Source organism: Marinomonas shanghaiensis (assembly GCF_003259175.1).
In the GTDB taxonomy this organism is placed as follows: Bacteria; Pseudomonadota; Gammaproteobacteria; order Pseudomonadales; family Marinomonadaceae; genus Marinomonas; species Marinomonas shanghaiensis.
In genome coordinates this window covers 70,976-91,424 of sequence record NZ_QGOK01000020.1, presented here as the reverse complement: position 1 = coordinate 91,424, position 20,449 = coordinate 70,976, and the positions used below count along the sequence as shown (strand labels likewise).

Annotated in this window: 19 protein-coding genes; 13 read left to right on the top strand and 6 right to left on the bottom strand. The window is 44.1% G+C overall.

Going from position 1 to position 20,449, the window contains the following annotated elements:
- The first annotated feature begins 141 nt into the window (after positions 1–141).
- The 5 genes from DKT73_RS15895 (at position 142) to purU (ending at position 6,408) form a co-directional block, all read left to right on the top strand.
- Positions 142–1,395 carry a sarcosine oxidase subunit beta family protein gene (locus DKT73_RS15895; RefSeq protein ID WP_111639533.1) on the top strand — a complete coding sequence of 418 codons (1,254 nt, stop codon included), beginning with the start codon at positions 142–144 and terminating at the stop codon, positions 1,393–1,395.
- 32 nt (positions 1,396–1,427) lie between these two features.
- A complete protein-coding gene (locus tag DKT73_RS15890; RefSeq protein WP_111639532.1) occupies positions 1,428–1,721 on the top strand; it encodes a sarcosine oxidase subunit delta in 294 nt (97 codons plus the stop codon).
- A gap of 12 nt (positions 1,722–1,733) precedes the next feature.
- Positions 1,734–4,766, top strand: coding sequence for a sarcosine oxidase subunit alpha (locus tag DKT73_RS15885; RefSeq protein ID WP_111639531.1), 3,033 nt, complete (start codon positions 1,734–1,736; stop codon positions 4,764–4,766).
- The gene (locus tag DKT73_RS15880) at positions 4,759–5,439 is read left to right on the top strand and encodes a sarcosine oxidase subunit gamma (RefSeq protein ID WP_111639530.1); all 681 of its coding nucleotides are present in this window, start codon (positions 4,759–4,761) and stop codon (positions 5,437–5,439) included. The genes DKT73_RS15885 and DKT73_RS15880 overlap by 8 nt, the downstream gene beginning before the upstream one ends.
- Positions 5,440–5,541: 102 nt before the next feature.
- Complete coding sequence (gene purU / locus DKT73_RS15875) at positions 5,542–6,408, top strand: formyltetrahydrofolate deformylase (RefSeq protein WP_111639529.1); 867 nt, start codon at positions 5,542–5,544, stop codon at positions 6,406–6,408.
- 53 nt (positions 6,409–6,461) lie between these two features.
- Here purU and DKT73_RS15870 read toward each other — a convergent pair whose 3' ends face one another.
- Positions 6,462–6,641: a DUF3800 domain-containing protein gene (locus tag DKT73_RS15870; protein WP_198666645.1), complete on the bottom strand. Its 180-nt coding sequence runs from the start codon at positions 6,639–6,641 to the stop codon at positions 6,462–6,464.
- Positions 6,642–6,688: 47 nt separating this feature from the next.
- Positions 6,689–6,961, bottom strand: a complete 273-nt coding sequence (locus DKT73_RS15865) for a DUF3800 domain-containing protein (protein WP_111639527.1) — start codon at positions 6,959–6,961, stop codon at positions 6,689–6,691.
- A 284-nt stretch (positions 6,962–7,245) separates the two neighbouring features.
- Here DKT73_RS15865 and DKT73_RS15860 point away from each other — a divergent pair, with 284 nt between their 5' ends.
- Both DKT73_RS15860 and dld read left to right on the top strand, forming a co-directional pair.
- Positions 7,246–8,109: an alpha/beta hydrolase gene (locus tag DKT73_RS15860; RefSeq protein ID WP_232827903.1), complete on the top strand. Its 864-nt coding sequence runs from the start codon at positions 7,246–7,248 to the stop codon at positions 8,107–8,109.
- A gap of 109 nt (positions 8,110–8,218) precedes the next feature.
- Positions 8,219–9,958, top strand: a complete 1,740-nt coding sequence (dld, locus tag DKT73_RS15855; protein ID WP_111639526.1) for a D-lactate dehydrogenase — start codon at positions 8,219–8,221, stop codon at positions 9,956–9,958.
- A 95-nt stretch (positions 9,959–10,053) separates the two neighbouring features.
- On the opposite strand, the gene DKT73_RS15850 is transcribed toward dld, so the two are convergent.
- Complete coding sequence (locus DKT73_RS15850; protein ID WP_111639525.1) at positions 10,054–10,350, bottom strand: type II toxin-antitoxin system RelE/ParE family toxin; 297 nt, start codon at positions 10,348–10,350, stop codon at positions 10,054–10,056.
- Complete coding sequence (locus DKT73_RS15845; protein ID WP_198666644.1) at positions 10,350–10,553, bottom strand: addiction module protein; 204 nt, start codon at positions 10,551–10,553, stop codon at positions 10,350–10,352. The genes DKT73_RS15850 and DKT73_RS15845 overlap by 1 nt, the downstream gene beginning before the upstream one ends.
- A 138-nt stretch (positions 10,554–10,691) precedes the next feature.
- Between DKT73_RS15845 and DKT73_RS15840 the strand changes: the two genes are divergently transcribed.
- Positions 10,692–12,173: a carboxypeptidase M32 gene (locus DKT73_RS15840; RefSeq protein ID WP_111639523.1), complete on the top strand. Its 1,482-nt coding sequence runs from the start codon at positions 10,692–10,694 to the stop codon at positions 12,171–12,173.
- A 50-nt stretch (positions 12,174–12,223) separates the two neighbouring features.
- On the opposite strand, the gene DKT73_RS20425 is transcribed toward DKT73_RS15840, so the two are convergent.
- Entirely contained in the window at positions 12,224–12,349 is a 126-nt protein-coding gene (locus DKT73_RS20425; protein WP_269814510.1) for a hypothetical protein, read from the bottom strand.
- A gap of 80 nt (positions 12,350–12,429) precedes the next feature.
- On the bottom strand, positions 12,430–13,392 hold the full coding sequence (locus tag DKT73_RS15835) for an integron integrase (RefSeq protein ID WP_111639522.1): 963 nt from the start codon (positions 13,390–13,392) through the stop codon (positions 12,430–12,432).
- A 348-nt stretch (positions 13,393–13,740) separates the two neighbouring features.
- Here DKT73_RS15835 and DKT73_RS15830 point away from each other — a divergent pair, with 348 nt between their 5' ends.
- From DKT73_RS15830 to DKT73_RS15810, 5 genes are all read left to right on the top strand, one after another.
- A complete protein-coding gene (locus tag DKT73_RS15830) occupies positions 13,741–14,634 on the top strand; it encodes a DUF2971 domain-containing protein (RefSeq protein ID WP_111639521.1) in 894 nt (297 codons plus the stop codon).
- A 96-nt stretch (positions 14,635–14,730) separates the two neighbouring features.
- Positions 14,731–15,984, top strand: coding sequence for an AAA family ATPase (locus DKT73_RS15825; RefSeq protein ID WP_111639520.1), 1,254 nt, complete (start codon positions 14,731–14,733; stop codon positions 15,982–15,984).
- The gene (locus tag DKT73_RS15820) at positions 15,977–16,714 is read left to right on the top strand and encodes an HNH endonuclease family protein (RefSeq protein WP_111639519.1); all 738 of its coding nucleotides are present in this window, start codon (positions 15,977–15,979) and stop codon (positions 16,712–16,714) included. The genes DKT73_RS15825 and DKT73_RS15820 overlap by 8 nt, the downstream gene beginning before the upstream one ends.
- 97 nt (positions 16,715–16,811) lie before the next feature.
- Positions 16,812–17,342: a hypothetical protein gene (locus DKT73_RS15815; RefSeq protein ID WP_111639518.1), complete on the top strand. Its 531-nt coding sequence runs from the start codon at positions 16,812–16,814 to the stop codon at positions 17,340–17,342.
- 114 nt (positions 17,343–17,456) lie between these two features.
- Positions 17,457–20,339, top strand: a complete 2,883-nt coding sequence (locus DKT73_RS15810) for a TrlF family AAA-like ATPase (protein ID WP_111639517.1) — start codon at positions 17,457–17,459, stop codon at positions 20,337–20,339.
- The last annotated feature ends 110 nt before the right edge of the window (positions 20,340–20,449 follow it).

Below are 20,449 nucleotides of genomic sequence, written 5' to 3'. Positions count from 1 at the left end.
CATGCTCTCTGTCGTAATTTGTCATTCGCTGGACGCTTCCAAGCATTAGATAAGAAATCATTGTCTTTATCATCAGTCGCAACAGGTGGTTAATGCGCGTTCATTCATCACATTTTTTTGTCCACATAAGGAGCTGATCTGATGCAGCATTATTCAGGCTTTGGGTTGTTAAAGCACAGTTTTAGCCATCATGAAAATTGGCAGCGGGTGTGGCGTAATCCGACCCCGAAAAAGAAATACGATGTCATTATCGTAGGCGGTGGCGGACATGGTTTGGCGACGGCCTATTATTTGGCAAAAGAGTTTGGTGTGACGAATGTGGCCGTGATTGAAAAAGGATTCTTGGGTGGCGGTAATACGGCGCGAAACACCACGATCGTCCGTTCTAATTATCTGTGGGATGAAGCAGCGCATTTGTATGAGCACGCAATGAAGCTGTGGGAAGGTCTGTCGCAGGACTTGAACTACAACGTGATGTTTTCACAACGTGGTTGCTTGAACTTAGGCCACACCTTGCAAGACATGCGCGACATTCAACGTCGCGTGAATGCCAACCGTTTAAATGGCATCGATGGTGAAGTGTTAGACACGCAGCAAGTCAAAGAAATTGTCCCCGTGCTGGACTGTTCTGATCGTGCACGTTACCCAGTGTTGGGAGCATCGTGGCAACCTCGTGCGGGTGTGGCGCGTCATGATGCGGTGGCGTGGGGCTTTGCCCGCGGTGCTGATGCTCATGGTGTGGATCTGATCCAGCAAACAGAAGTGGAAGATCTCATTATCGAAGATGGCACCGTTGTTGGTGTGCGTACTGCCCGTTATGGCGAAATTCGTGCCGACCGAGTGGGTTGTGTCGTCGCAGGGAACTCCAGCGTATTGGCCAAAATGGCGGGCTTTGAATTGCCGCTAGAATCTCATCCTCTACAAGCTTTGGTATCAGAACCCATCAAGCCAATCCTCGATACGGTGGTGATGTCGAACCAAGTACATGGATACGCGTCGCAATCGGACAAAGGCGATTTGGTGATCGGGGCTGGGATCGACAGTTACAACGGCTATGGTCAGCGTGGTTCTTATTCCACTATTGAGCACACGATTCAGGCGATTGTTGAAATGTTTCCCGTTTTCAGTCGTGTGCGCATGAATCGCCAGTGGGGCGGCATCGTCGACACTTGTCCGGATGCCTGTCCGATTATCAGCGAGACGCCTGTGAAGAATTTGTTTTTCAACTGTGGTTGGGGAACGGGCGGGTTTAAAGCGACACCGGGTTCGGGTCATGTGTTTGCTGCGTCTTTGGCGAAAGGCGAAATGCATCCATTAGCAAAACCTTTTTCTATGTTCCGCTTTCATAATGGCGCGCTGGTGGATGAACACGGCGCGGCTGGCGTAGCACATTAAGCGGGCGAAGACCGAATTAGGAGAGAAATACTATGTTTCATATTTATTGCCCGTATTGTTGCGAATACCGTGAAGAAGAAGAGTTTCATGTGGCGGGTCAGGCACATATCGCCCGTCCATTAGATCCCGATGCTTGCACCGATAAAGAATGGGGTGAGTTTATGTATTTTCGCGCTAATCCGCGTGGCATTCATCACGAACTGTGGGTGCATGGGGCGGGTTGTCGTAAATACTTCAACGTCACACGAGATACCCAAACTTACGAAATAAAAGAAGTCTACAAGGTGGGTGAAAAGCCTTCTGTTGTAGCCGACCAAGCGAAATAGAGGCGCGATATCATGACACAAGATTTGAGTAAGCAGTCTAATCGTCTCCTAGAAGGTGGCCGTATTGATCGCGCTAAACCGCTGACTTTTACCTACAATGGCAAACAATACAAGGGCTTCGAAGGCGACACCTTGGCCTCTGCTTTGTTGGCGAACGGCGTGGACATTGTTGGTCGCAGTTTTAAATACAGTCGTCCGCGGGGTATTGTCGCGGCGGGCGCGGAAGAACCAAACGCCATCATGCAAATTGGTTCTACTGAAGCGACGCAAATTCCAAACGTGCGTGCCACACAACAGTCGCTGTATGCGGGATTAGTGGCGAGCAGTACCAATGGTTGGCCCAACGTCGATATGGATTTGATGGGCTTGGTGGGGAAAGTGGGTGGAAAAATGATGCCACCGGGTTTTTATTACAAAACTTTCATGTACCCAAAGTCCATGTGGGAAACCTACGAATCTTATATTCGTAAAGCGGCCGGTCTTGGTCGCGCGCCAAAGGAAAATGATCCAGACATCTACGACAAGATGAACCAACACTGTGATCTGTTGATCGTGGGGGCTGGCCCAGCGGGTTTAATGGCCGCATTGACAGCCGCACGAGCAGGTGCTCGCGTGATTATTGCCGATGAGCAAAATGAATTTGGCGGAAGCTTACTCAGCAGCAAAGAAACGCTGAATGGCAAACCTGCAGCAGAATGGGTCAAGGACGTGGTTCAAGAGTTGTCTGGTTTTGATGATGTATTGATGCTGCCGAATTCTCAGGTCAACGGCTATCACGATCATAACTTTTTAACCATTCAACAGCATTGTACCGATCAATTTGCAGATCGCGCGCCGAATGGTCAAATTGCTCAACGCTTGCATCGAGTGCGAGCCAAATGGGTGATTTTGGCGACGGGCGCTCATGAACGTCCTTTGGTGTATGGCAATAACGATATACCCGGTTGCATGGTGGCGAATGCGGTATCGACTTATATTAATCGTTATGGCGTGGCACCGGGTAAGGATTTGGTGTTGATGACATCAAACGACAATGCTTATCGCGCTGCGCTAGATTGGCATGATGCAGGTCGTCGAGTGGTTGCTATTGTTGACTCGCGCAAGAATCCAAAAGGCACCTTTGTTGAAGCTGCGCGGGAGCGTGGTATCAGTATTTTGGTGGGTTCTGGCGTTATTGAAGCACACGGCAATAAGCGAGTGACGGGCGTTTCTATTGCACCATTGAACGATGCGGGCGATGCCGTGGTAGGGCCTATCGTTAAGATGGCCGCAGACACAGTGGCCACATCAGGCGGCTGGAGTCCGGTGATTCATTTGTCTTGCCACACAGGATCTCGTCCGGTTTGGAATGACGATATCCTTGGTTTTACGCCGGGCAAAACCTATCAAAAGCAACTGACTGCTGGTGCAATTAATGGTGCCTTTGCGACGAAGGAAGCCTTGTCTGAAGGTGCCAGTGCAGCATTAGATGCTTTGTCGAATTTAGGGCTCGCTAAATCAGATATCGAATTGCCAGAAACGGAGGCGATAGTAGAGGGCAAAGCCATGGCTTTGTTCCACCTTCCTCATACCAAACCCACATCGAAAGCACCCAAGCAGTTTGTCGATTATCAAAACGACGTGACCGCAGCAGGTATTGAGCTGGCGTGTCGTGAAGGTTTTGAATCGATTGAGCACGTGAAACGCTATACCGCCATGGGCTTTGGTACGGACCAAGGCAAGCTAGGCAATATCAATGGTATGGCGATTGCGGCGAAAATGCTCAAGCAAACCATTCCTCAAACCGGCACAACCATTTTCCGTCCAAACTACACACCGGTGACGTTTGGTGCGATTGCTGGACGAGATTGCGGAGAATTGTTTGATCCAAAGCGCTACACAGCCATGCATGCTTGGCATGTTGAGCGCGGAGCAAAATTTGAAGACGTAGGGCAGTGGAAACGTGCTTGGTATTACCCTAAGGGCAATGAAACCATGCAAGAAGCGCTCAACCGAGAATGCCTAGCGACACGTGAATCGGTCGGCATCTTGGACGCTTCTACGTTGGGTAAGATCGATATACAAGGCAAAGACGCACGAGAGTTCTTAGGCCGCGTTTACACCAACGCTTGGGCGAAATTACCCGTTGGTAAATGTCGTTATGGCTTGATGTGTGGTGAAGACGGCATGGTGTTCGACGACGGTGTGACTTCCTGTTTGGCGGAAAACCATTTCTTGATGACCACAACGACAGGCGGTGCTGCCCGTGTGTTGTCTTGGTTAGAGATTTACCACCAAACCGAGTGGCCTGAGTTGGAGGTGTACTTCACCAGTGTCACCGACCATTGGTCAACCATGACAATTTCTGGACCAAACAGCCGCAAGCTATTGGAAAAACTAACAGACTATGATGTTTCCAAAGAAAACATGGCCTTTATGGACTGGAAGCCCATGACAGTGGCGGGCGTGCCAGCACGGGTGTTCCGAATTTCTTTCACGGGCGAGTTGTCATTCGAGATCAACGTTCAGGCCAACTATGGTATGCACGTTTGGAAAGCGTTATTTGAGCAGGGTGAAGAATTTAATCTAACGCCATACGGCACAGAAACCATGCATATTTTGCGGGCGGAAAAAGGCTTTATCATTGCGGGGCAAGACACAGACGGTTCCGTGCATCCGTTTGATTTGGGCATGTCGTGGGCGGTATCGATGCAGAAACCCTTTAGCTTTATCGGTAAGCGAGGCATGCAACGGGAAGACTGTGTTCGGGCGGATCGTAAACAGCTGGTGGGGTTAAAAACCCTTGACCCCAATGTAGTCTTACCAGAAGGCGCCCAAGGTGTATTGGATCCGAAAGCGCCCATTCCCATGCCAATGGTTGGGCATGTTACGTCTAGTTATTGGAGTGCGAATTTGAAGCGTTCCGTTGCCATGGGCTTTGTGAAAGGTGGCTTAGATAAGATGGGTGAAAAAGTCTTTTATCCATTGGCGGATGGCCGTGTTATTGAAGCTGAAATTTGCAGCCCAGTATTTTTAGATCCAAAAGGGGAGCGTCAACATGTCTGATGTCAAAGTAGAAGCGGTTGAATTAGCGCCAGTAGACAAGTTGGTGACCAAGCAATTGCCTGCGGCCGAGATTGTGGGGGAAAGCCCTTTGCACCACGCGGATCTTATCAGCGTGGCTGAGCATGGCCCGCAGGAAGGCGGCGTACACTTTCATGAACGTAAGCTGATGGGATTATTAACCTTGCGTTGTTTGCCATCTGCAGAGCAGCAAGAAGTGATAAAAGCCTTATTAGGCGTGGCATTGCCAATGCAGCCATTGACGTCAGTAACAGCGGATGATTCACCAATAGGTAAGGTTTCCGTTCGCTGGGTATCACCAGACGAATGGCTCATTATTGTCGCGGGTGAGCAGGCTTTTGAATTGGAAACGCGTTTTTTTGAGCAACTAACGGGGCATTATTCATTAGTGAACATCAGTGGCGGCACAACGATTTTTGATGTGTCTGGCCGTCATGTGGTCGACATGCTGAAAAAGTCGACACCAGTGGATTTGCATGGGAGTGAATTTCCTGTCGGTAAAGTCGTGTCTACCGTGTTTGCTAAAAGCGGGGCAATGATTTGTCGTGTGGCAGAAGACCAGTTTGAATTAGTGGTCCGTCGCAGTTTTGCCGACTATCTCTGGTTATGGATTCAAGACGCCAGTCGAGAATACGGTTTGGTCGTTCACCACTGACGACTATTCATCCATTTGTGTCATTCACGGTTTGGGTTGGCCACTGTTGGTGGTCAGCCTGTTTTGTGACGTAAACAGCATAAGACAATAAGAGACTATTTTATGAAATCAAAAACCGCGCCTTGGATCTTTACCGCCAGCTGCCCCAGCATCATAGGAACCGTCGATGTTGTGACTCGATATATGGCGCAAGCGGGCAATTATATTGACGAAATCCATTCTTTTGATGATAGAGAGTCTGGTCGCTTCTTTATTCGCATAGAATTTTTGCCACAAAATGTGGACTTTAGCGAAGCCGCTTTTAATGCCGAATTCACAGCCCGCGCGGCAGAATTTGATATGGATTGGTCGTTAACGGCGCCCAATCACAAACCCAAAGTGGCGATCATGGTGTCTAAGTACGACCATTGTTTGAATGACTTGTTGTATCGCTTTCGTACCGGTCAGCTAAACATCGATGTTACCGTGATTATTTCTAATCATCCCGATTTGGAAGACCTTGCTAAATGGCATGGCATTCCGTACTACCATTTGCCAATCACGGCTGACACTAAGCTAGAGCAAGAAGCGCAAGTGCGTGACTTGATCGAACAATACGATACCGAATTGGTCGTACTGGCGCGCTACATGCAAGTGCTCTCGCCGAGCATGTGTGAATACCTTGATGGTCGTGCGATCAACATCCATCACTCACTGCTGCCTGGCTTTAAAGGCGCTCGACCCTATCATCAAGCGTGGGAAAAAGGCGTGAAAATGGTCGGCGCAACCGCACACTATGTGAACAACGATCTTGATGAGGGGCCAATCATTTCCCAAGGCATTCAAGTGGTGAACCACGCTCACTATGCTGAAGACCTCATCGCCAAAGGCCAAGACATCGAGCGTGTTACCTTGTTTAATGCGGTGAAATGCCACGTGGAAAAACGTGTGTTCTTGAATGGCAAACGTACCGTTGTGTTTGGTGGGTAATCTGCTTATTTAAAAGTGGCGTAAAGTGAAAAGCCGTTCGGGGGAGCGGCTTCTTACACGCTGACATGCAAGCCGTGTTGAACGCCACCAAAATAATCAAACTTGTTTTCAATCAGATCAAAGAACTGATTATCTTGTTTTTCATACTTTCTAAATATGGCGTAAGCGACTAGGTCTGCTAGTTGAATTAATCTTGTTGCATGGCTATCTATAAAAACGGGGACATCAGCCATATTGCGTAATTTTCCCCATTCGTGTCCATCTATTTTGAATTCTGTAGCTAGGGCTTGGATAGGGGCTTCTTTGCTGCTTTTGTCAAAGAGGATAAGTCCTCTTTATCAAATTTCCGCCAATGTTTTCTGCCAGAGAGCATTGGGGCACCATGCAGCTCAACAGAATTGGGATCTTGATTACTGAAACGAGCTGCTATTTTGTTTAGTTCGAGAGATAGCCAATGGGATTTTCTTTCAAATACTGTTATTCCAGCAAGAACGAAATGTTCCTGATCTGCTCCGCCGGGAGTTCCGGATTCATCCGCATAGAGTAAAAACATTCTTAGTCCTTAAGAAGTCGATTTTCTGAACGAGTATACTTGAATTATGAGGTGCAAGAAAAAAGGCGGGGGAAAGAGCTAATGCTCAGCGCACCGCATTAAGGCAGCCCGCCAATCTGAGTTGTTTCCAACCGCATATTAAGGATTTTAGGTAATATGCTTTGTTAATTCAACCGCTTGATGTTTTTTGGGTGCAAATTAAAGTATGAGAATTCTGGTCTATTTTTGTTTTTACTCCGTATGACTTCTAATAAATTCATTTTAAGAGACGCAAGAGGTCAGTTTTGACGATAGCAAAAGTGTGTGTGGCGCTGAGTTCTTTATTGCTCGTTGCCTGTACTAAAGTTGGGTTGGGTGTTGCCAATTTACCTAATTCATTCAGCGATACCGAGACAACAAAAGATATTGCTTATGGTACTGAGTCTTGGCAAAAACTAGACATTTATGTTCCGCCTCATTCTTCAGGTCAATCCCTTCCTGTGGTGGTTTTCTTTTATGGTGGTAGCTGGAAAGATGGTTCGAAAGACATGTATCCCTTTATGGGGGAAGCCCTAGCAAGCAAAGGCTATATCGCGGTGATTGCCGATTACAGCAAATACCCGCAGGTGAAATTTCCTACCTTTGTTGAAGATGGCGCTAAGGCAGTGGCCTGGACCTATCGGCATATAGCCGATTACCAAGGCGATCCAGAACGTTTGTTTATTGCCGGACATTCTGCTGGCGCACACATCGGTGCCATGATCACGGCAGACAAACAATACTTGCAAGCTGAAGGCTTAACGCCTTCTATTATCAAAGCCTTTGCTGGCTTATCGGGGCCATATGATTTTGTGCCTTACGAAGAAGACTATATGGATATGTTTGGCCCACCAGAAAATTACCCAAATATGCAGGTAACGACCTTTATTGATGGCAAAGAGCCGCCAATGCTACTGCTTTGGGGCGCTGACGATACTGTCGTGGGTAAAAGCAATATGGACAAGTTAATCGCCAAAATTCACGCCGAGCAGGGCATGGTGGAAAGCAAAATCTACGACGGTGTCGGCCATGCCGACATGGTGTCTAGCCTTGTGTGGTTTTTGAAAAGCAAAGCGCCAATTTTAGAGGATGTGGATGCGTTTTTTTGGCGTCACAATTCATCAGCATAAGCATTCCTTATGAAGATGATTCCCAATTCTATGGTTAGAGTGTTTTTTAGAAGCCGTTAAGTTTAGTATACTCGGCTCTTTCCCCCGACACATTGCGAAGTACCCTTTTATGACGGAATCCAGTTTCAGCTTAGATTTGGCCGCTGAGTTAAAGGCCATCGTAGGAAATCAATACACGCTAACAGACGAAGACAAGACCAAGCCGTATAGCCAAGGTTTTCGTCTCGGCGGTGGCAAGGCGTATGCAGTTGTTCGTCCTGGTAGCTTGGTTGAAATCTGGAAGTGTCTGCAAGCCTGTGTGAAAGCCGATGTTATCGTTATTATGCAAGCGGCTAACACAGGCTTGACTGGTGGTTCAACGCCCAATGGTGCGGACTATGATCGTCCTATCGTTATCATTAGTACCATGCGCATCGACGACATTCAGCTGCTTGACCAAGGCAAACAAATTGTCGGTTTTGCCGGCAGCACCTTGTTTGGTTTAGAAGACACGTTAAAACCCTATGGTCGTGAACCGCATTCTGTTATTGGTTCTTCCTGCATTGGTGCGTCAATTGTTGGTGGTGTGTGTAACAACTCTGGCGGCGCGTTAGTGCAACGTGGTCCTGCGTACACAGAAATGTCCTTGTTTGCCCAAGTCACACAAGATGGCGAACTGCAGTTGGTGAACAACTTAGGCATTGAGTTGGGCAGCGATCCAGAAGAAATTCTGAGCAATTTGCAAAACAAAACCTACCAAGAAAAAGACATTCAGTTCCCAGATAAACGTGCTTCTGACAACGAATACCACGAGCGTATTCGAGACGTAGATGCAGATACTCCATCACGTTTTAATAACGACCCACGTCGTTTGTACGAAGCATCTGGTTGTGCGGGGAAATTGGCGGTGTTTGCCGTGCGTATCGATACCTTCCCCATTCCTGAAAAGTATCAAGTCTTTTACATTGGCACGAATGATCCCGCAGTGATGGAACAAATGCGCCGTGACATGTTGTCTACCTTTAAAAATCTGCCTGTGTCAGGCGAATACATGCACAGCAGCAGTTATGACATCAGTAAAAAATACGGTAAAGACAGCTATTTGGTGATCGACAAACTGGGCACCAAATACATCCCGAAAATGTTTGCTCTAAAACGAACGGTAGACAGATGGGCAGGCAAAGTGAAGTTCATGCCGAACAAGTTTTCTGATCGCGTCATGCAATATGCCAGTCAGCTTTTCCCGAACCACCTGCCAAAACGCATGGAAGATTTCCGTGAAAAATACGAGCACCATTGGATAGTCGAAACCAGCAATGACGGTGTCGCGGAAGCACAAGCCTATTTAGACAACTTCTTTAAAGAGAACGAAGGGGACTTCTTTGCTTGTACCAAGCGTGAAGCAGACCAAGCCATCTTACATCGCTTCGTTACCGGTGGTGCCTTGACCCGTTATCACATAATGAACGGCAAAGAGCTCGGTTCGATCATGACCATTGACGTGGCCTTCCCACGTAATGAACGTGATTGGTTTGAAGAACTACCCAAAGACATCGAAGACAAAGTCGCCGTTAAAATGTACTACGGGCATTTCTTCTGTCACGTCATGCATCAAAACTACATCATGAAAAAAGGTGTCGACGCCAAAGCGGTGAAGAAGCAGATTCTATCAAGCTACGACGCCCGCGGTGCGGAATACCCAGCCGAGCATAACGTAGGGCACGAATACATGGCGAAACCAGCATTGCGCGAGTTTTACCAAAAAACCGACCCAACCAACAGCTTCAACTCAGGCATCGGCGGCACCAGTAAATTGAAAAACTGGCAAGAACTGAGTCACGAACATAAAGGCTGTGGCTGTCATAAATAAGCGTTAGAACAGCAGTAAATGCAAAAAGCCGAGACGTTTCTTTTAAAGAGGTCTCGGTTTTTTTGTTTGATAAGTTGTGAGTTTAAATCTTTAGTTTAGCTTCTCAATATCCATTTTTTGGGATCACGAGCGCAATGCATGACAGCAAAAATAACAACCATGTTTTGCTGAATAGTATAGAAAATACCGTATGGAAATTTATTTATTAAAGCTCTATGAAGTGTCTTGTGAGCAATCGGGTATTGTTTTGGATGAGTTGAAATTTTTGACAACGTATCCTCAATACAAAGCATAAATTCAGTGCCAAGTCCTGCTTTGCAATGTTCGAAGTATGAGTAAGCTTCTTTCAGGCCATCCTCGACCTCTGGGCGTATCCTTACTTTATATAGCATTATGAGCCTAATATTTTAGATTTTATTGTGTTCCAGTCTGAGCCGACATTTTGATCGGATTCGAATTGTGCCAGTCTATTGTCTAATTCATTTTTTTGGGCTGTAGTGAGCTTTATGGCATCTTGATCACTTGCGACAGAGTCCCAAAGCTGCTGAGCTAACGTCACTTTTTCGCTCGCAGTTAAATCATTTAGTTTCATCATTGTCACCTAGCAATATTTCATGTCTAAGAAGTATAAAACGATTTAGACTAAATGTAACGGATGACAAACTTTAACCCACTATCACTATTTATATCGATCCGACAAGCAGAACAACTTTTACTTAGGATAAAAACAACCATGTCTCATTACGACAAGTTAACGTCACACTATCAAACACTCAGTCATTTTAACCACGCACAGGCCATGTTGGGCTGGGATGCGGCCGCGAACATGCCATCGGGCGGCAGCGAAGCGCGCTCCAATGCTATGGCGGAATTATCGGTTCACATTCATAGACTATCGACACAACCCCAACTAGAAGAATGGTTTGGTAAGGCTGAACAAGAAGCCTTAAGCACAGAACAACAAGCCAGCCTACGTGAGATGAAACGCCAATGGCAACAAGCCACCGTAGTGCCAGAAGACCTAGTGCAAGCGCAATCCATTGCGGGTTCTAAATGCGAACATGCGTGGCGCTCACAACGTCAAGAAAACGACTGGACAGGCTTCGAAAAAAACTGGAAAGAAGTCGTTGCCTTATCCCGTGAAGAAGCGAAAATCCGCGGAGCAGCACTTGGCCTTACACCATATGACGCCATGCTCGACAAATACGAACCGGGCACCACAACGGCATCTCTTAATACTTTGTTTACCGATGTGAAAACCTGGCTGCCAGAATTGATTGAAAAAGTACTGGAAAAGCAGAAGTCTGAATCCATCCTACTGCCATCGGGTACTTTCTCCACCGCAACGCAAAAAGCCCTTGGCTTAGAAGTCATGAAGCTGCTGCAATTCGACTTTAACCGTGGCCGACTCGACCAAAGCGTTCACCCATTCTGTGGCGGCGTTCCAACGGACGTGCGCATTACCACACGTTATGACGAACAAGACTTTGTGCAAGCCTTAATGGGCATAGTGCACGAAACAGGGCACGCCCGTTATGAGCAAGGTCTACCAAAAGCTTTTGCCGGATTACCCGTTGGCGAAGCCCGTTCCATGGGCATTCATGAATCTCAGTCGCTCTTCTTTGAAATGCAAATAGGGCGCAGCAAGCCGTTTATTTCCCACTTATCACGACTCTCTGCCGAAGCCTTCAACGCACACAACGACCCCGTCTTTGCCGAAGACAACCTCTACAAAATTTACACCCAAGTGGAAAAAGGCTTCATTCGTGTCGACGCCGACGAGCTAACCTACCCAGCGCACGTCATCTTGCGTTACGAGATCGAACGCGACCTCATTAACGGCGTAATAGAACACACAGATGTACCCGCACTGTGGGATGAGAAAATGAAAGCCGCCCTTGGCATCTCCACCAAAGACAACTACAAAAACGGCTGCATGCAAGACATCCACTGGACCGACGGCGCTTTCGGCTACTTCCCAAGCTACACACTCGGCGCCATGTACGCCGCCCAATACAAAGCCACCATGACACAAAGCATCGACTTCGACGCCTCTATCCAAAGTGGCGACCTAACCCCCATCTTCCAATGGCTCAGCGACAACATCTGGTCACAAGCCTCGCTTCACACCACCGATCAACTAGTTAAACGCGCTACTGGTGAAACCCTAAACGCCGCACATTTTAGAAAACACCTAGAAGGGCGGTATTTGTAATAGATCTATTCCCTCCCCTTATGTCTTCCAAGGGGAGGGCTAGGGTGGGGTTATTGTTTTGCTTTTATCTTAACTTGTCGAACACCAAAGTCCACGTAGGCCTGCATGAGGGAGGCACGACCGTAATCAGGCGTTGAAAACTCATAATTACCGTCTACCTTATCGACATGCCACATGATCTTCCACGCCCCTCAATTGACCAAGCCTTTAGGGTAATTATGGGCAAAATGACGAATACCCCTTATCTGCTCATGGTTTATAAAATTTGGTCAAGAGGGCTATTGGTTCCCGCAAAATGCTGACCTATAACATGAGTATAAATTTGTGTTGTCGATACATCGTTATGACCTAACAACTCTTGAACGGTTCTTATGTCTCGCCCTGCCATGAGTAAATGAGTCGCAAAAGAATGTCGGAAAGTATGACAATTAACTCTTTTTTCATTGATCCCTGCCTTGTTGACCGCTTTTTTCAACGCCTTACGAGGCACAGAATCATGTAAATGGTGCCTGCATAGTTCACCAGTCAAAGGATGTGGACTTATTGATGTAGAGGGAAATAAGAACATCCAACTTAATTGACGAAATGCGTTTGGGTACTTTTTAGACAGCGCAAAGGGCAAAGATGGGCCATATCCCTTGGCGTTGTCATTTTGTTGGATTTGTTGAGCATAGGATTTTTGTTTGTTTAAAGATTCGGCTAATTTACGGCTAAGAATGGTGGTTCTGTCTTTGTTGCCCTTGCTGCACCGAACGGCCAAGCTGCCCTGATCCAAATTAATATCTTGGATGCGAATCCGCAAACATTCACTAATCCTAAGCCCCGATCCATACAGCAATGAAAAAATCAAATGGTCCCGTTCATTCAAACAGCTTAGGATTTTTTGAATTTCATTGGGAGCCAAAACAATGGGCAAACGTCGACCTTGCTTAGCATGCTGAAACCCTAAATCTCCCAATGGTTGATCCAGTAACTTGTTGTACAAAAAAGCGAGGGCATTCAAGGCAGATTTTTGTGTATTAATGGCGACATGTTGCTCAACGGCTAGAAACGACAAAAATGCTCTTACCTCTTCTGCGCCCATGTTTTGAGGGTGTTGCAGCTTATGGAAACGAATAAAATATTTAATCCAATACAGGTAAGACTTCTCTGTTTTTAAGCTATAGCCACGTAGGCGAAGTTCATTACGAATAAAATTGAGAAAAGGGCTAGAAGACATCACACACTCCTTGTGGATAATTGATCGAAAACTGTACAAATATACAGTTTATTTTTATATTTGCCAATTATTGGCACGCTTTGCCTAAAAAATAATCATATTTTTGCTCGTTTGTACTGGCAGCAAGTCAGAAAGTCTTTTAGTATCAATGGATAAGAATATTGGCAGACGAAATAACAGGCTGTGAATAAATGTGTAAACCCGCCCGCTCGGATTTCCAATTAACCAGCCTGTGGGAAAGGTTAAAAAGTGCCATAGAATCAGTTTTTTATAGGGATTTATATGGAAATTAAAAACAGCGTAGATGCGCATGCGCACTATTAAAATGTTAACACTCAAGGAGAGACTGTGCCTCTGTATAAGTATTTGACAACCGAAAATGCGTTGAGAGTTTTAGACGGAACTGTAAGGTTTACTCAACCAGGGGCATTTAATGATCCGTTTGAAATGGTGCCTGAACTACATGTACCAGAAGATTTCGAACCTAAAGATATATTTATAAGTTTTGATATCCTTGCACCAAGAAGACAGCCGAGTGTTGGTGAATTGGCGGTTGACTTTGAGTCTGAGCATTGTAATGACATAAATTCTAGAAACATTTTAAGGTCGTTGAATCAGTCCATTGGCATTTTGTGCTTATCTAAAAATGAGTCATCTCTATTAATGTGGTCTCACTATGCTGGTGAGTACTCAGGAGCAGTTATTGAGTTTGATGAAGAGCATGAATTTTTCAAGGGCCTATTTGATATAGATTATCGAGAGCACAGACCTAAGAAGGACATCAGTTCTTATGTAAGTTGTGAATCACCAATTCCGATAGCCGAACTTTGTGTAAAACCCAAGGACTGGGAGTATGAAAAAGAATTTAGAATTGTTAGAAATCTATCGGATTGTAAGAAAGTTGGTGAATATAATGGTTTTCCCGTATATGTAATGGACGTTCCCTTAGATGCGATAAAGTCTATTACCCTTGGCGAAAGGATGCCTGTAGAAGCTCAAAGAGAAATATGGCATAAAATCAAGAATACGAATATCTCATTAAATCTTGCTGCCATTGCAAACTGGGGATACGAGTTCAGAAAGGAACCGATTAAATATAATCAGCCTGTTTCTGAAATGAATCCTTTGATTAGCCCAAGAACAGCCCATATATTTACCGAGCTTCAAAATCAGTTTGGTGAAATGGCTCGCTGGATGATTAAAGAGCATAAATTGAGCGATATTGCTAATCACACACTGTAAAGTGTTAACAAGCGCAAGCAGTCGGAAAATTTACTCGCTGGCGCTCCTAAATTTCCGCTGTTGCGGGCGTTATGCACGTATAGATGGAGGTATAAATTGACATCAAGCTACATCGAAAAGCTTCATCTGAAAAACTTTAGGCAGTTCAAAAGTCTAAATGTCGAATTCAACAAAAACTTTAATTTTATCGCCGGACCAAATGGCTGCGGCAAAACTTCAATTCTTGCTGGAATATCTCACTGCTTACACCACTCTACCTTTCAGTATTCCAGATTCCAAGAGGACTCAGAGTTTTGGACAGACCTGATAGTTTCAGGAAGGAAGAAAAGAGTTGGTATAGGAAAGAATTCAATCGCCGACAAGGGCTATAGACAGCAGTCGATAAAGGCATGGAATTATCCTGACCCGGAAGAAGGCCGGGAGTCTATTGTGTTACACGAGGTTAATGAAAAGCTGGATGGGTTCTGCCCATTATTTATTGGAGCGGAAAGAAGTATTAAATATAAGCAGATACATGGAATGACTCGAGAGCAAGGCTTTGAACAGCAGCTCGAGCAGTATTCATCAAGGGGTACGGCATCATTATATGGAGAAAATCCTAGCAATATCAAACAGTGGTTTGTTAACCGATATTTTATGATTGATAAGGAATGGGCAATAGAAGAAAGAGAGAATTGGAATAGACTAATAGAGCAACTTCCTACTTTGGCACCATTTAATAGTGATTTCTCTTATGTTCGAACAGGGAAGGAACTCGAGCCAATATTTTCAATTTATGGCGAAGAGTGTTACATGGAGGAACTGTCCGCCGGGTTCCAGGCTGTATTATCAATAGTTGCAAATATTTTTGAATGGATTGAAGGAACAAGAAATGGAGGTGGAAGATTAGCTGTAAATGCTACAGGTTCAGTTTTAATAGATGAGCTTGATCTTCACCTGCATCCTGAGTGGCAATTTACACTGCGAGATGGATTGGAGGGCTTATTTCCTAAAATTCAATTTATAGTAACGACTCATTCGCCACATTTACTTTCATCTGCAAAGGAAGGTGAAGTAATTATAATGGGTCGAGAAAGAGGCCAAAGTGAATATTTTCTAAAGCCGACTTCTAAGAGATTTTCTGGCTGGAGTACTGATCAAATACTTTCCGAAGTTATGGGTGTAGTCAGTCTGGATAATAAGGACTACGAGCTACTTATCTCCGAAGCCTTTGATAAAGTTGAAGAGGGATCTATTAAAGGCTTAAGGAGTGCCATTGATAGACTGTCTGAGGTGGCTCATCCGAGCGATTCAATTTTGACCGTTCTCAATACCAGATATGCATCGATGGTGGCACTGTCGAATGATTAAGCTAAATCGTGATGCTAAGCCAGAAATATTAATAAATAACGAACATTCGTGGACGTCCCAACTAATGGATGCCATCACTGCTTTCGGAGATTATTCAAAAATCCCTAATGAGAAAAAAGAAAAGCTGCTTGTTCATTATCGACACCAAGAAATAAAAAGCGTCTTATTTCAAAGTTCACTTCAAAAGTGCGCATTCTGTGAGACAAAGCCCGGAGAAAGTGGAAATATCGAGGTGGAGCATTTTGCTCCTAAGTCGATTTATCCTGAGCTAGCATTCAAGTGGGAAAACTTTCTTCCGGCATGTAGAAAATGTAATGGAAGCAAAGATGACCATGACACGGGAAATTTTCCTATAGTTAATCCCTATGATGAAAATCCGGAAGATATATTTCATTACAACGATATAAAGATCGCTGCAAATGATGCGCATGAAGAAGTAGGTGAGCGAACTATAAGGGTCTGCGGTCTAAATTCTGTGAGATTGATGAAGCCTAGGGCTGATATTTTAGTAAGCCTACATAGCTTTAGCCAAGCACTTGATGAAGCAATAAAAGATTATGAAGAAGCTGAAACGGATATTAAGAAGCAAAACAGAAAGAGGAAAATAAGAGAGGCACTGGAAGCTATAGAAGTTCTGGCGAATCCCTCTGAGAAGTTTTCAGGTTTTTGCAAAGCGTATCTACAAAAATGCACTCCATATCATGAAGCAAAAAGACTCGTTGGTGAATAGATTGCATAACAAGGCCAGCCAGAGGGATGTCAAAACCGCCGCTTCGCTCTGGTTTTTCCACCCCTGCTGGCAGCGTTAGCTGCAAAAGAGGTCGCAGATGCAACTTGATCCAAAAAGTCTAACTACACCGAACAACATAGACCAAAAGGTATCCTCTTTTTGTCGGAAGCTGAGCAGTGCAACTCCCGTTTTTATCGAGGTAACCCCAGAGACTTGGTGTCGGCAGAGTTGTTGTGAGATGAACGCAGAGAAGCTAATCGAGCGGCTAGGTGGAAAGAAGGTTCACGGTTACAAAATCTGGTACGTAAAAGGTAAGTACATTGAGGCTGAGCGCCACACCGTGCATGAGCATGAGGGCGTTCTCAGAGATCCGACTTTTAACGTGGATGGAGAGCAGAAAATTCTCTTCGTTAGAGATTCCAATGACGCTAAGGGCTACGATGATCGTCCCCTTAAGATTAGGGAAGGATTCACCCAGAAAGCACGCCTATTGGCGAAGCAATTAAACGAGAGGGATACAGGTGTCGTTACTTTGAGCAAGGAGGAATCATGGGATGTAATGCCATCATACGAGGATTGGCTTTCTGGAACTCGCCAACCAAACATGTGGGCGGCCCCAAAGAGCTAACAATCGCAAGCACTCGGACAAACCTATGCTGCGCGCCGGTTCGCCGGTGTTGCGGGCGTTATATGCTTAAGTGAGTACTTAAATATTTCAATAATTTGATTTGTAAGGAATGTGATGAATAGTAAAGGTTCGGAATGGAATAGGTGGGACTTACATTTTCACACTCCATCCTCGTATGACTATAAAGATAAGACAGTTTCAAATGTCGATATCGTCAATGAAATGAAAAAAAATTCAATAGCGGCGTTTGCTGTTACCGATCATCATGTAATTGATATAAATAGATATAAAGAACTGAAAGAGTTGGGTAGAAAGGAAGGAATTACAGTTTTACCTGGCATCGAGTTTCTTTCAGATGCAAGAGGTAAAGACCCTGTACACTTTATCGGTATATTTCCTGAAGATTCAAATATAGAACATATTTGGGGGCAAATTAAGCACAAAACAGATATCAATAAAGTGGATTCGGAAGGCCTTAGAGAAAATCAAGTTTATTGTGATCTTAAAGACACAATAAATTTGGTAAAGGAATTGGGTGGAATTGTTACAATACATGCCGGTGAAAAGAGTGGGACTGTAGAGAATATTACACATTCACTACCACATGGAACCGCCCAGAAAACAGAAATTGCTAAGGCTGTTGATATATATGAGCTCGGCAAGGAAAATGACCAAGACGGGTACAGAAAGTTTGTTTTTCCAAACATCGGCAAAACAATACCAATGATTATTTGCTCTGATAATCACAATATTAAAAAATACCAATTAAAACAGAAGTTATGGATCAAGGGTGATCCATCTTTCAAAGGCTTAAAATATGCCTTAAATGAGCCAGAGAGTCGGTTCTATATTGGTGATGAACCGGAAATACTAAAGCGGGTTAGAAGTAATCCTACCAAGTATATCAAGTCCATCAACATCCGGAGAACAGGAAAAGAAGATGCCAGTTCAATTTGGTTTGAAGATATTTCCATACCAATGAACAGCGAACTTGTTACTGTGATCGGCCATAAAGGAAGTGGCAAGAGTGCTCTGTCTGACATTCTAGCTTTATGCTCAGACGCAGATCATTCTGACGATTATATATTTCTCCATAAGCAAAAGTTTAAAAAGAAAGGACTTGCTGATCGGTTTAGTGCTTTTGTTGAGTTTGAGAGTGGGAAAAGGACCGAAGAGCGATTGCTTACGCATGTGATAGATGAAAGCCAAGAAAGACTCGTTAGATACTTACCGCAAAGCTACTTTGAGAAAGTTTGTAATGAAATTGATAAAGTGGATGCTTTTCGCTCAGAGATTGAGAAGGTCGTATTTCAATATGTCCCTACGGAGAAAAAAATGGGACAGACTACGTTTGAAGAGCTCATTGACTTAAAGAAGAAATCTGCTGATAAAGAGATTCATCATATCCATGAACAGATACTCGAGCTTAATGATGAAATTATAAAGCTTGAGAATCAAATTGATCCAAGTTTTAGAAAAAATCTTCTTAGTAAAATTAAAGTTAAGGAAGATGAGCTTACTGCCCATGAGTCTTCGAAGCCAAAAGCTGTAGAGGATCCGTCAAAGCATGCTGAGTCAGAAGATAGCAAAACGAAGAAAAAGGTACTCGGAGAATTAGAATCTTCGAAATTAGCGATCGAAAAACAGATTCAATCTATAACTAAGGAAATATCGGATAGGAACTATTTAATTGTCGAGGCAGATAAGCTAAATCGCGACTTGAAGAACAAGTTCAGTGAGATAACCTCAATAATATCTGAAAGTAGCGATTTTTCTGATAAGTGCGGATTCGATATTTCTAAAGCGATTCGTATTGATTTTGACGAGAATGTAATTAGTTCTAGAGTTCTCTTGTTGAAGGAAATGAACGCGAAAGACGCTGATCTTATCAAGGTGGAAGATGATTGGGAACAAAAGGAATATGAGTCACTTTCGCCAGCCTCAAAACTCGAATCTCTGAAAGCTAAGATAAAGGCTATTCATTCCGAATTTACCGGCGAGCAAAAGGCATTTCAGGACTATTTAAGTGCTCTGGCAGAGTGGGAGATAAGAAAAAATGAAATTATGGGCGATTCTGAAACTGCTGACAGCTTGATGTATATGCGAGAAAAGTTAGATTATCTAGACAAAACACTTGAATCAGATATTAGCGAAAAAAGAGATTTAAGAATCAAGAAATCTATCTCGATATTTTCGAAAAAGAAGGAAATTCAAGAGTTTTATGAAGAGATAAAAGAGGAAATATCAAAAAAATTATCACGATCTGATGTTTCAGGATTAAGCATAGCTAGCTCTTTCTATTGTTCAAATGAATTTAAAAATACGATCCTGCGAAATATAAAGCAAAATAGAGTAGGTTCTTTTTATGGTAGCGAAGATGGATTAACATTGCTTCAGGAAGAGTTAATTTCAGCAACTAACTGGAATGACGAGGCGTCCGTGGAAACCTTTCTACGTCGACTCATTGAATATTTGGAGTTTGATAAGCGTGCAAGTTCTAAGAATGAAAAAACGTTTATCGGGGAGGTCACTAAGGATAGAGGTGAGCTATATAGTTATGTTTATGGGTTGAGCTTTATTGAACCTTATTATGACTTGCGTCAAAAGGGTAAGAGTTTGGAGCAGCTATCTCCGGGAGAAAAAGGTGCTCTTTTACTTGTTTTTTATCTAGTGCTTGATAAAGAGGATATTCCTCTGGTTATCGATCAACCAGAAGATAATTTAGATAATAATAGCGTTGCTAAGGTCCTTGTTCCTTATATAAAAGAAGCTAAAAAACATCGCCAGATAATTATGGTAACTCACAACCCTAATTTGGCCGTAGTCGCTGATTCTGAGCAGGTTATAAAAGTTAGTATAGATAAGGAAAATGGCAACGAATTCTGTTTTATATCAGGTGGTATAGAGAAGCCAAAGATTAATGAGCAGATAGTAGAAGTTCTAGAAGGTACTATACCGGCGTTTTCCTTAAGAAAAGATAAGTACCAGATTGCGTGACGCATATAACAAGCACCTGCACTCGGAAATTTTACTCGCTTCGCTCCAAAAATTCCGGTGAGTGGAGCGTTAAATTGCACGAGGTAGTAAGTGGTATCACCTGAAATATT